Annotated in this window: 9 protein-coding genes and 1 riboswitch; of the genes, 8 read left to right on the top strand and 1 reads right to left on the bottom strand. The window is 63.0% G+C overall.

The features are described 5' to 3' along the window. Window positions 1-56 precede the first annotated feature (56 nt). Window positions 57-258: riboswitch (cobalamin riboswitch) on the bottom strand. 349 nt (window positions 259-607) lie between these two features. From B4920_RS24260 to B4920_RS24230, 7 genes are all read left to right on the top strand, one after another. Then, window positions 608-3,742 (top strand): error-prone DNA polymerase, encoded by a 3,135-nt coding sequence (locus tag B4920_RS24260; RefSeq protein ID WP_079437335.1) that lies wholly within the window; start codon window positions 608-610, stop codon window positions 3,740-3,742. Window positions 3,743-3,851: 109 nt separating this feature from the next. Next, complete coding sequence (locus B4920_RS24255; protein WP_079437334.1) at window positions 3,852-4,457, top strand: hypothetical protein; 606 nt, start codon at window positions 3,852-3,854, stop codon at window positions 4,455-4,457. A gap of 366 nt (window positions 4,458-4,823) precedes the next feature. Next, entirely contained in the window at window positions 4,824-5,900 is a 1,077-nt protein-coding gene (locus B4920_RS24250; RefSeq protein WP_216820013.1) for a cytochrome-c peroxidase, read from the top strand. A gap of 43 nt (window positions 5,901-5,943) precedes the next feature. Next, complete coding sequence (locus tag B4920_RS24245; protein WP_079437332.1) at window positions 5,944-7,299, top strand: hypothetical protein; 1,356 nt, start codon at window positions 5,944-5,946, stop codon at window positions 7,297-7,299. An 84-nt stretch (window positions 7,300-7,383) separates the two neighbouring features. Then, window positions 7,384-7,950, top strand: coding sequence for an FMN-binding protein (locus tag B4920_RS24240; RefSeq protein ID WP_079437331.1), 567 nt, complete (start codon window positions 7,384-7,386; stop codon window positions 7,948-7,950). Continuing rightward, complete coding sequence (locus tag B4920_RS24235) at window positions 7,947-8,873, top strand: FAD:protein FMN transferase (RefSeq protein WP_079437330.1); 927 nt, start codon at window positions 7,947-7,949, stop codon at window positions 8,871-8,873. Before B4920_RS24240 ends, B4920_RS24235 begins: the two co-directional genes overlap by 4 nt. Beyond that, window positions 8,866-9,330 carry a hypothetical protein gene (locus B4920_RS24230; protein WP_079437328.1) on the top strand — a complete coding sequence of 155 codons (465 nt, stop codon included), beginning with the start codon at window positions 8,866-8,868 and terminating at the stop codon, window positions 9,328-9,330. The genes B4920_RS24235 and B4920_RS24230 overlap by 8 nt, the downstream gene beginning before the upstream one ends. A 9-nt stretch (window positions 9,331-9,339) precedes the next feature. On the opposite strand, the gene B4920_RS24225 is transcribed toward B4920_RS24230, so the two are convergent. Then, entirely contained in the window at window positions 9,340-11,514 is a 2,175-nt protein-coding gene (locus tag B4920_RS24225; protein WP_079437326.1) for an ABC transporter substrate-binding protein, read from the bottom strand. Between the two features lie 95 nt (window positions 11,515-11,609). Between B4920_RS24225 and fabI the strand changes: the two genes are divergently transcribed. Further along, complete coding sequence (gene fabI / locus B4920_RS24220) at window positions 11,610-12,401, top strand: enoyl-ACP reductase FabI (RefSeq protein WP_079437324.1); 792 nt, start codon at window positions 11,610-11,612, stop codon at window positions 12,399-12,401. The last annotated feature ends 120 nt before the right edge of the window (window positions 12,402-12,521 follow it).

The following is a 12,521-nucleotide window of genomic DNA, read 5'->3' as shown; positions in this document are numbered from 1 at the left end:
ATACAGTGAGAACACGACATGCACAAACCTTTCGCCAGGGACACCCCGCCCCATCGTTACAAGGAAAAGGTTGTGGCAGGTCTCCTGGCTCTCGGGTCAGCGCGCTTCACCCACCTTCCCGGACGCATCCAGTGGCAGAGAATGGCGAAGCACTCACCGATGACAGTTGCGGGGGCAGCTCCGGGTTTCAGGCTTTGGCCTGGCACCGGATTCCCTTTTAATCCCGGTCAAGGGGGAACCAACAACGAGGCTGCAGTATGCCGGCCAGACGACCGGCTCGTCAATAAAGCACTATATGTAGGACAAAAATGAACGAGAACACTATATGTACCGAGGTCAGCATCTTGATGCGGTTTGCCGGATGTCGGTTCTAGAGGAGAGCGAGGAATGGGGCAGATGCTCAAGCAGCCCTTAACCGTGACTCTCTCCCTCATAACAAGGGACCGATACAGCTGCACCCACCGGGAGCCCGACGACCTCACCGGTCGCCGATCCCGGACCAGCCCTGACATCGGTTCATGCCGTGTCGGGGCTGTTCTTTTTGAGCACGTATTGAAGCGCAGAAGTATGGCTTGTTGAGTTAGCTGTATTTATATACAGTCAACTCATGCCCCAACAGGATCCTCCCGCTTTTGCCGAACTCTGCGCCCGCTCCAACTTCAGCTTCCAGACCGGCGCTTCGCATCCGGAAGAACTCGTCGAGCAGGCCGTGGCCCTCGGCTATACCGCGCTTGCGCTGGCGGACGAATGCTCCATGGCCGGCGTCGTGCGGGCTTACGCAGCCTGGCAGGCCCACAAGGAACGGCTGCAGCTGATCGTCGGCACCCGCATCCAGCTCGAGGACGGCCCGCAGCTCGTATTGCTGGCCGAGAACCGGGAAGGTTACGGCCAGCTATGCCGCCTCATCAGCCGCGGCCGGCTGGCGACAGAAAAGGGCCAATACCGGCTGCATCGGCACGATCTGCGTGGCGGTCTCAACAGCTGCCTGGCCCTGCTGATTCCGCCGGACACCACCTCCGCCACGCTCACGGATGACGCCTGCTGGCTGGCCGCCCTATTCCCCGACAGCGCCTGGATTGCCGCCCTCCTTCCAATGGGCGCCGACGACCGCAGCCGGCAGGCGTGGATCACCGAAGCAGCGCATACCGCCGGCATCCCGGTCGCCAGTACCTGCGCGCCGCTGATGCACCACCCGTCGCGCCAGCCCGTGGCCGATGTGCTGCACGCCCTGCGCCATCATTGCAGCCTCGACGAGGCTGGCTACCGGCTGGCCGCCAATGCCGAACTCCACCTGCAGAGCCGCCAGCGCCTGGCCCGCCGCCATCCTCCGGAATGGCTGGCCGAAACGCTGGTGATCGCTGCCCGCTGCACATGCCCGCTCGGGGAGCTGGGCTACGAGTATCCGGAAGAAATCGTGCCCCCCGGCGCCACGGCGGGATCCCATCTGCGTGCACTGGTTGACGCCGGCCTGCAGCGCCGCTATCCGCCTGCCGCGCATGGTCGGGATCGGGTTCCGGCCGACATCCGCGCCCAGGCCTTCAAGGAACTGGCGCTGATCATCGAGCTCAAGTACGAAGCCTTCTTCCTCACCGTCGAGGACATCGTCCGCTTCGCCCGCAGCAAGACCATCCTGTGCCAAGGCCGCGGCTCGGCCGCCAACTCGGTGGTGTGCTTCGCACTGGGCATCACCGAGGTCAAACCCGAGGAAGGGCATCTACTCTTCGAGCGCTTCGTGTCCAGGGAGCGCCGGGAGCCGCCCGACATCGACGTGGACTTCGAGCACGACCGGCGCGAGGAGATCATCCAGTACATCTACAACAAGTACGGCCGGGATCGGGCCGCACTGGCCGCCACGGTGATCCGCTACCGCCCCCGCAGCGCCCTGCGCGACGTGGGCCGCGCCCTCGGCTTCGACCTCGGCCAGCTGGAGCAGCTCAGCCGCCGCCTGGCCTGGTGGGACGGCAGTCGGGTGGCGCCGGAGCGCCTGCGCGAGGCCGGCCTCGATCCTGACGCGCCGCGTACGCAACGACTGCTCGAACTCGCCAACACGCTCGTCGGCTTCCCTCGCCACCTGTCCCAGCACGTGGGTGGCTTCGTCATTTCCCGCGGCCCGCTGGCCGAACTGGTCCCGGTGGAAAATGCCGCCATGGCCGAGCGCACCGTCATCCAGTGGGACAAGGACGACCTGGAAACCCTCGGACTACTGAAAGTGGATGTGCTGGCCCTCGGCATGCTGTCGGCGATCCGCCGCAGCCTGGACCTCATCTCCCGCTGGCGTGGCCGCCCCTTTGCGGTTGCCGACATCCCGCGGGAGCAGGCGCCCGTCTACGACATGCTCTGCGAAGCCGACGCCATGGGTGTCTTCCAGGTGGAGTCCCGGGCCCAGATGAGCATGCTGCCCCGCCTAAGGCCCCGGAAATACTACGACCTGGTCGTCGAGGTGGCCATCGTTCGCCCCGGGCCGATCCAGGGCGGCATGGTCCATCCTTACCTGCAAGCGCGGGAAAAGGTGGCCCGCCAGGAGCCCATCGACTATCCACGGCCGGAGATCGAGCCTGTCCTGTCCCGCACCTACGGCGTGCCGATCTTTCAGGAACAGGTCATGCAACTGGCGATGGTCGCCGCCGGCTTCAGCCCCGGCGATGCCGATCAACTGCGCCGTTCCATGGGTGCCTGGGGACGCCAGGGCGACCTGCAGCACTACCAGGAACGCCTGACGGCCGGCATGCTTGCGGAAGGCTATCCGCAGGAGTTCGCCGAGGCGCTGTGCCGGCAGATCCAGGGCTTCGGCAGCTACGGCTTTCCGGAGTCCCATGCGGCCAGCTTCGCACTGCTGGTGTATGTCTCCGCCTGGCTCAAGCGTTTCGAACCGGCGGCCTTTCTGTGCAGCCTGCTCAACAGTCAGCCGATGGGCTTCTACGGCCCCTCCCAGTTGATCCAGGACGCCCGACGCCACCGGGTAGAGGTTCGCCCCGCCGATGTCAGCGCCAGTGACTGGGACTGTACGCTGGAGCCCTCCCACAGCGCCCCGGACATCCCCGCCGCCCGACTCGGTCTACGCCTCGTCAGTGGATTCAACTCTGCCGCTGCGCAGCGGATCGGCGACGCCAGGCAAAACGGTGTCTTCATCTCGGTCGACGATCTGGCCCGACGGGCCGAACTTACCCCCGGAGAACTCCGCGCACTGGCCTCCGCTGGCGCCCTGGCCAGTCTGGCCGGACACCGGCGTCAAGCCTGGTGGGCCGCCAGCGGCGCCCAGACCACCCACGGCCTGCTCCAGCAGGCCACGGCGGCGGCGGACGGACTCACACTCCCCGCCCCGAGCGAAACCCAGGACCTGATCGCCGACTACACGCGCCTGGGCTTCAGTCTGGGTCGCCATCCGCTGGTCTTCCTGCGCTCGCAATTACGGGCCGAACGCTTCCTGACCGCAACGGAAATCTCGGACAGTCCCGACCGAAAGCTGGCCCGGGCGGCCGGCATCGTCACCTGTCGCCAGCGCCCCGGCACGGCCAAAGGCACGATGTTCGTGACCATCGAGGACGAAACCGGCTGGGTGAACGTCATTGTCCGGCCGGAACTCCTGGAAGCCGAAAGACGCATTCTGCTAGGCACCAGCCTGCTCGGCGTCTATGGGCAAATCGTCCGTCAGGGCAAGGTGGTACACCTGCACGCCAAACGCGTCGTAGACCGCTCCGCTCTGCTTGGCCAGCTGGTGCCAAAGAGCCGGGATTTCCATTGAATCCTTCAGGCTTTTGGCGGTCTCACACACGCAAAAGCAAATTTCATAGCGCCCGGAGTCCGCCATGCGTCGCCGTTCCCTTTCCGTACTGACACTTTTCATACCCTGCATGCTCTTGCTGACTGGCTGCGCCACCAGCACCATCAAGTCCAGCTGGCGGGATGCCAGTACGCCCGCAATCACGCCCCACAGGATTGCCGTCTTCGTCTCCGTAAAGGACGACAAAAACCTGCGCAAGATGGCCGAGAACCGGGTCGTACAGCGCATGCCCAAGAGCGTACAGGCGACCGCCGGACATCTGCTTGAACTGCCCCCCGCGCCCGAGAGTGACAGCGTGCGTCGCCGCCTGATCGACAGCGGCTTCGACAGCGCCCTCGTCGCACGCCTGGTGTCCGTGGACAAGACGCAGACCGTCGTTCCCCCGCAAACCCGCGTCGGGCCCGACCCTTTGTTCTGGCGAGTCGGCCCTTACTACCGCCCCTACTACAGTCCCTTCTTCACCTACTACCCCTACAGCTACGAGACACCTGGCTACACCCTTGAAACAACCCGCGTTGTGGTCGAAACCCTGCTGTACCGCCTGCCGGACGCCAAGCCGATCTGGTCTGCGATCAGCGAATCCGTCAACCCCGAGTCGTCCATCCGCCTGGTGGACGAGTTGATCGAATTGCTCGGCAAGCGACTCAAGGACGAGGGCCTGCTGCCTCCCGGCTGAGAACGCTCCTCCCCTTTCCACCAGCAACCTGGAACACCCCTATTCAGGTCAGGGGCATTGACCATTTCAGGCACCAGCCTTAATATAGGATTCATTCTCATTTGCGAATGAATCCTATTTTTTCATTCGCAAACGCAAGCCAGCCACGCGATTCACCCTGCCCAGCCAGCCAGCGCAAAGGAGAAAGCCTGCCGACACCGACGTCGGCCAGGTTCCTCGCCGACGCCGACTGACTGGAGCCATTCGATGCAGCGCCTCCCCCGCCTTAGCTGTGCCCTTTCACTTGCCCTGTTGCTTGCCGCCTGTGGTGGCGGAGGCGGTGGTGGAGGAAGCGGAAGCGGTGGCGGCACCGACGCCACGAGCAGCATGTCCGTCGCAGCCCAGGTCGGCGAGAAACTATTCAATGACACCATCCTGTCGAGCACCGGGGCCATGTCCTGTGCCACCTGCCACGACAAGGGCAATCACCACGCAGCGCCCGACACGCGCTCCGTTCCTGCAGGCGCCGACTCAGGTCACGAAGCCGGCCGCCAGGCCCCGTCGCTGCAATATCTCAAGTTCAACACCCGCTTCTACTTCGCCAAGGACGGCACCCCAACCGGCGGTTTCACCTGGGACGGCCGTGCCACAACCCTGGGCGATCAGGCCTCCGGCCCGCTGCTCAATCCCAATGAGATGGCCAATACCAGCGTGGAAGACGTGGTCGCCAAGCTCAAGCGTTCAAACAACGCGGCGGAGTTCAAGAAGGTCTTCGGCAGTGACATCTTCGACCGCCCGGCCGACGCCTTCGCACGGCTGCAGTACGCCCTGCAGCAATACCAGCTGGAAGACCCGGACTTCGCCCCCTTCAGCAGCAAGTTCGACCTGTGGCTGGCCGGCAAGGTCCAACTCACCGCCACCGAGTTGAAGGGCTGGTCCCTCTTCAACGATCCCAACAAAGGCAACTGTGCCGCTTGCCACATCAGCACCGCCGCGGATGGTCATCCGCCTTTGTTCACCGATTTCACCTACGACACGCTCGGCGTACCTCGCAACCTTGAGATCCAGGCCAATGCCGACGCGAGCTACTACGACCTCGGCCTGTGCGGCCCGGTGCGCACGGACCTCGCAGCCCGCACCGACCTGTGCGGCGCCTTCCGTGTCCCGACGCTACGCAATGTGGCCAAGACCGCACCCTACTTCCACAACGGTGCGCTCAAGACCCTGACCGATGCGGTCCGCTTCTACGTCCGCCGCGACACCAACCCGGAAGAGTGGTACCCGACGGATGGCGCAGGCACGGTCCAGAAGTTCAACGACCTCCCGCTGGCCTATCGCAAGAACGTCAATACAACCGAAGCGCCTTACAACCGCAAGCCAGGCGAATCTCCCGCGCTGACCGAAAGTGAGATCGCCGACGTGGTGGCCTTCCTGAACACGCTGACCGACGGCTACACGCCCTGAGCTCCGCCCCTTCCCGCCCGCTTGCCGATTCCGGAGAATCCCAATGAAGAGCACCCCGATCTGTCTGGCCATTGCCGCCGCACTTGCCACCGGCAGCGCCCACGCAGCCACCGATGCCGAACTGATGGCCCGACTCGAGCGCCTGGCCGCCGAACTCGAAGCCGTCAAGGCTGAACTGAAGACGGTTAAGGCACAAACCGCCACCAGTCAGCCGGCCACCGCCGTCGCTCCGGCCCCGGCCTCCGCCAGCGCCGCGACGCTGCCCACCGCAGCGGCGGCAGCGCCAGCACAGGCCTATCAGGCCCCCCTGGCCGTCAGTGGAAGCACTGGCCAAACCAGTTTCTTCGGCTATGGAGAGGTAAATTACAACCGTCCCTTCCGCGATCAAAGCAACACGCAGATGGACGTTCGTCGCGCGGTTCTCGGCGTAACCCACCAGGCATCCGAACGCACCCGCATCGTCGCCGAATTCGAGTTCGAACATGCCATCGCCTCGTCATCCGATCAAGGCGAAGCCGAAGTCGAACAGCTCTATGTCGAACATCGCCTCAACGACAACATCGGCCTGAAGGGCGGCCTGTTCCTGATCCCCCTCGGCTTCATGAATCTGAGCCATGAGCCGACGTCTTACTACGGTGTCGAACGGAACTTCGTCGAGACGGCCATCATCCCGACCACCTGGCGCGAGGTCGGCCTGTCAGCCTTCGGCGTGAGCGACGCCGGCCTGCGCTGGGATGTCGGCCTGACCAGCGGCTTCGACCTCAACAAGTGGGACGGCACCAGCACCGAAGGCAAGGAATCGCCCCTCGGCGCCCTGCATCAGGAAGGCCAGCTCGCCAAGGCCAACAACCTGTCGGCCTACGGCGCCATCAGCTGGCGCGGCACGCCGGGTCTCGACGTGGGCGCCAGCGTATTCTCAGGCAAGGTCTCCCACAAGAACACCGCAGCGGACACCACCAAGGCCGGCCTGTATGCACCGGACGCCCGGGTGACGCTGTGGGATGCCCATACCCGCTGGACCCCGGGCAAGTGGGACTTGTCCGCCCTGTATGCTCGCGGCACCATCACCGACACCGACCAGTTCAACCTGCAGTTCGCCGGCGGCACCCTGGTGCCCAAGTCCTTCTATGGCTGGTACACCCAGGCTGCCTACAAGCTGTGGGAAGGCGGTGAGTACCGCCTGAGCCCCTTCGTCCGCTACGAAGTGTTCAACACGGCGGCAGGCTATGCCGCAATGCCGGCTGGTCTCGAAACCGATTCTCAGCGTGATGAAAAGGTCGTCACGGCCGGCGCCAACCTGCGCGTTGGCGACAACGTGGTGCTGAAGGCCGACGTCCAGCGCTTTCAGCTGGATCGCACCCGCGATCGCCTGAACATCGGTATCGGCTACCAGTTCTGATCAGGGAACGGAGCCTGTATCCTCCCCTTGCCCGGCGGTCCTCCCCGACTTGCCGGGCTTTGTGCTTTCAACGAAGGAACAACGATGAGCAAGTCCTGTGACAGCTGGAGCACGGTTTCCCTGGTCAGCCTGGCCGGTGCCAGCCTGAGCGTCCTGTGTCCGCCCACCGTCGAAGCTGCCCAGTACATGAGCGTTGAACAGGCCGAAAAAGCGGCCTTTCCCGAGGCCGATCGCTTTGATGCCCGCGTCCTGCGCCTGACACCTGAACAACTCCGCAGCCTCGATGCGGTGGCCAGCGTGCGCCAGCGTGGCGAGGTACGCCAGATCGACGCCTGGGCCGGCAACAAACTGCTCGGCACACTCTACGTGGATGATGTGCTGGGCAAGGTCGAATGGGTAACCTATGCCGTGGCCGTCGGTGCCGAAGGAGCCGTCCGGTCCCTCGAAATCCTCGAATACCGGGAGACCCACGGTTACGAAGTCCGTACCCCCAGCTGGCGCAAGCAGTTCGCCGGACGTCGCCTGGAAACACCCTTCCACTTCGGCGAGGACATCAAGAACATCAGCGGCGCCACCCTGTCCTGCTCCCACCTCACGGCCGGCGTCCAGCGCCTGCTGGCACTCCATGCACAACTAGCCAAATCTCGATGAGCACCTGCACCTTGCGACGGATCCGTCCGTGGCTGGGAACCTATGTACACATCGACGTGACGGCCCCGAACGCCCACTGCGCCGAGACGGCCTTGCAGGCAGCCTTCAGTGAGATCGCCACCATTCACCAGGCCATGAGCTTTCATGCGCCAGGCAGTGAGGTTTCCCACCTGAACCGGGAAGCCCATCTGCACCCCGTGGTGGTGAGTGCTCACACCTTGGCCGTGCTCGTCGCAAGCCGCCGCTTTGCACAACAGTCCGGGGGCATCTTCGACCCGACGATTGCCCCCACCTTGGTTCAGCACGGACTGCTGCCCTGTCCCGTGGCCGCCGATGCCGACGGCCGAGCAAGCTGGGAGGACATCGAAATCAGCACAGACGGTCAGGTGCGCTTCCTGCGCCCCCTGTGGATCGATCTCGGTGGCATTGCCAAGGGCTATGCCGTCGACTGCGCAATCGACGCACTTCAACATGCCGGTGCTCAGAATGCCTGTGTGAACGCCGGCGGCGATCTCCGTCATTTCAGCCGTCAGGGAGAACGTCATCCACTTGCAATCCGTCACCCGGCTGATGCATCCCTTTCCGTCCCCCTCGGCCACATCGCCAACCAGGCCGTCGCCAGTTCAGGAAATTTCCTTCTCGGTCGCCGCGGGCATCAAACAGGCGCATCGCCCATTGTTCATCCCCACCATGGCGTTGCACAATCCCGCCCGCGCAGCGTGACCGTCATCGCCAATACCTGCTGCGAAGCGGATGCGCTAACCAAGATCGTCAGCCTGCTCGGCCAGGATGCCAGCCCCTTGCTGGCCAGGCTGAGCGCCAGCGCTGCCATTATCGAGGCGCCGGATACACTCCAGGCCAGCCCCGGTTTCTGGTCAGCGCTGGGACATGACTCCGCCGAAGGACCACCTCGCCATGCATGAACATCCCCATTCACGCCCCCGGAAAGCCGTCAGACCGGGCCGCCGCCAGCGCCATACCGTCCATCTGGCAACGCTGCTGCTCCTGGGCAGCGGTGTCGCCTGGATGCTGGCTCACTACCTGCTCCCTCTGCCGGAGGATGCGGCCCGCCATCCGCTGGAGCCCTGGGCCATGCGTGCCCACGGCGCCGCCGCGATGTTTGGTCTGGCCGTGCTGGGTAGCATCTGGACAACCCACGTACAGCCCGCCTGGCAACGGGGCACACATCGACTCTCCGGCGGCGGCCTATTCCTGCTGTGGGGCGTACTGACGCTCAGCGGCTACGGCCTCTATTACCTTGCCGACGAATCTCAGCGCACCACAAGCAGTTGGGTGCACATGGCCTGCGGGCTGATCCTGCCCTTCGGGCTCGTCGTGCACATTCTGCAGGCCATTCGCGCACGCCGCCATCCGGGCTGAGTCATCAGTTCAGGACGATCCGTCGGCCCCGGCTCGTTCGCGCCGACGGTAGTGGATGACCGCGGGCGCAACCAGCGCAACACCCAACACGCCCACCAGGATCAAAGGCCACAAAATGGGAGCATTCCATTCAGCGCGCTTCTGCTCCCTGGCAGCAACGTCGATGCGCTGGTACTTCAAGGTGTTCCGAATGATCTTGCCGGGCTTCCGGTTGTAGATCCAGCCATGCTGTAGCGTGTAGGCCTTTTCGTAAAAGCCCCAGACCCACGGTGCGTCATGCTGCAGGATGGTCAGCATGCGCTCGATGATGGCCATCCGCTCGGGCCCATCCGGCATCGCCTTCATGCGCTCGAACAACCGATCGTATTCAGCGTTTTCATAATTGGCGGCGTTTTCGCCCTGGCTCTTGACCTTGCCCTGAGGGCCGTAGAGCAGGAAGAGAAAGTTCTCGGGATCAGGGTAATCGGCGTTCCAGCCCCAATAGAAGAGCTGGGCATTGCCCTTTCGCATCTTGTCCTGAAAACGGTTGTAATCGGTCGCCCTCACGACCAACTGAATATCCAGCTTTTTGAGCTGCTTGGAGAGCCAGTCGACGGAGGATTTGTCGCCCAGTCCGCTGCCGGTGGTATCCAGGTTGATGACCAACGGCTCCCCGTTTTTTGCATCCCGCCCCCCTGGATAGCCCGCTTCGGCGAGAAGCCGGCGGGCCTCATCGACAGACTTGCGACGAGGCTTGCCATCGACCCAGTCGTATACGTAAGGATTGATCCCTGCCTTGTCCGCACGATACCCGGAAATACCCGGCGGAATCGGGTGCATGGCCGGCAAGCCACGTCCGTTGAGGAAGACGGAGATGAACTCCTCCTCGTCGATGGCGATCGATAGCGCCAGACGCAACTTGCGGGCTCGCTCGCTGTTGCCCCCAAACACGGGATCGAGCATGTTGAAACCCATGTACATCACGCTCGGTGCCACTGAGGTGTTGAGCTTGATGCCTTTGTCCACCATCTCATCCGACAGTGTCACATCCCCCTGCCCACCCATCTGCACCGCCTGATCGAAGTTGTCCGACGAGACACCCGACGCATCGTAATAGCCCTGTAGAAACTTGTTCCAGTACGGGATGCTCTCCTTTTCCCGCGTGAACACCACTTTGTCGACGAACGGCATCGTCTTGCCACAATCGGCGAGCAGACCGCCCTCACGATCCTCCCGTTCCCCTTCGCAGGGGTAAGTTTCACCATGGAAATTCGGATTACGGGCCAACACCATGCGGGCATTGGGATTGTTTTCCACCATCATGTAAGGCCCTGTCCCGACGGGCCACCAGTCCAGCGTCAGATTGCGCTCTGCCATGCCTGGCTGCGAGAAGAAGCGATCGACCTCGTACGGAAGCGGCGCGAAGAAGCTCATGGCCAACCAGTAGGGAAACTGGGGGTATGTTCCCTTGATCCTGATCCGGTAGGTGTAACGGTCCACAACCTCCACACCGCTCAACGGATAACTGCGCATATCGATCCAGGCTCCCGGAGCCGAAGAACCCCTCGCCTTCTCATCGGCCAGCAGGTGTGCATGCAGTTCCTTCAGGCCGATGATGTAATCCCCCATCAGCTCAAGCACCGGGGAGTGCAGCCGGGGATGGGCCAGTCGCTTGATTTGATATACGAAATCATCGGCCGTCAGCTCACGCGTGCCGGTCTGAGGAAAATCACCCAGCACGCGCTTCCCGGTCAGATCCTTCTCCTGCAGGCCCACATAGACCGACTCGCCCTTGGAATCTATAGCGAAAGCCGGATGGGGCTGATAGCGAATGCCCGGACGAATCTGGATCTCGTACTCACTGCGCACGACCTTGCTCGGATCACTACCCTTCTGCAAAAGTCGTCCTTGGTCGTCGTACTCGCGAAGGATGGGTATCTGTCCGGCCGACAGCGGCTCAAGCTGGAAAGGACGCCTCAGATAGTGATATTGCAGGGGCGGCTCATAGATCTGGCTCAGGAAGATCGCCTCGTCTTCACTATAGGACTGCACCGGGTCCAGATGCTTGGGGCGCTGGGTGAAGGCCGTATAAAGAATGTTCTGCCCCCGCTCCGCAGCAGGGAAGGGATCGTTCCACACCTGGCCGCATCCAGCCGCAAGCAGGACGAGAAAGATCAGGTAGAGATGATGGAGTATCGCGCGCATCCTCCAAGTCTAACGGATAGCCTGACCGTCCGCGGCAACGCACACCCTGGACGCATCCGCTATAATCGTGCGGTTATTCACTGGAGACACCTTACATGGGCTTTCTCGCCGGCAAACGCATTCTCATCACAGGATTGCTGTCCAACCGCTCGATTTCCTACGGGATCGCCAAAGCCATGCACCGGGAAGGTGCCGAACTTGCGTTCACCTACCAAAACGAACGCTTCGTTGACCGCGTTTCCAAGATGGCTGCCGAATTCGGGAGTTCACTGATCTATCCTTGCGATGTCCAGAACGATGGCGAAATTGCCAACCTGTTCGTGGAGCTTGGGAAGCAATGGGATGGGCTTGATGGGCTCGTCCATTCTATTGCCTTTGCCCCCAGTGAGGCCCTCGAAGGAGACTTCCTCGACAGCGCCAGCCGTGAGGCCTTCCGGATCTCCCAGGAAGTCAGCACCTACAGCTTCCCAGCCCTTGCCAAGGCCGCCCGGCCCTTGATGAAGGGCCGCAATGGGTCATTGCTCACTCTATCCTACCTGGGCGCAGTACGCACCATGCCCAACTACAACATCATGGGCCTGGCCAAAGCCAGCCTCGAAGCTGCCGTCCGTTACATGGCCGTCAGCCTCGGACCGGAAGGTACGCGCGTTAACGCGATTTCGGCGGGCCCCATCAAGACGCTTGCGGCTTCCGGTATCGGCAGTTTCGGAAAGCTGCTGGCCTTCAACGAACGCAACGCTCCGCTTCGCCGCAACGTCACCATCGACGAAGTCGGCAACGCCGCCGCATTCATGTGTTCCGATCTGGCCAGCGGTGTCACCGGCGAGATCATGTACGTGGATGGTGGCTTCAACACCACGGCTCTGGGCAATCCCGACCAGGGCTGACCCACTGCCAAATCGGCATAGGGGGCAACCATCATTGGCTGCCCCCCTGCCACACCACCCGGCATGCGGGTCCGCACCGGGCGGTTCGAGAGCTTGAGGTCAGGACAGCCTCGGCACTCC

This window comes from Zoogloea sp. LCSB751, from assembly GCF_002028455.1.
GTDB lineage: Bacteria > Pseudomonadota > Gammaproteobacteria > Burkholderiales > Rhodocyclaceae > Zoogloea.
The sequence above is the reverse complement of the archived record's forward strand: the minus strand, read 5'-3'. Positions and strand labels throughout refer to the sequence as shown.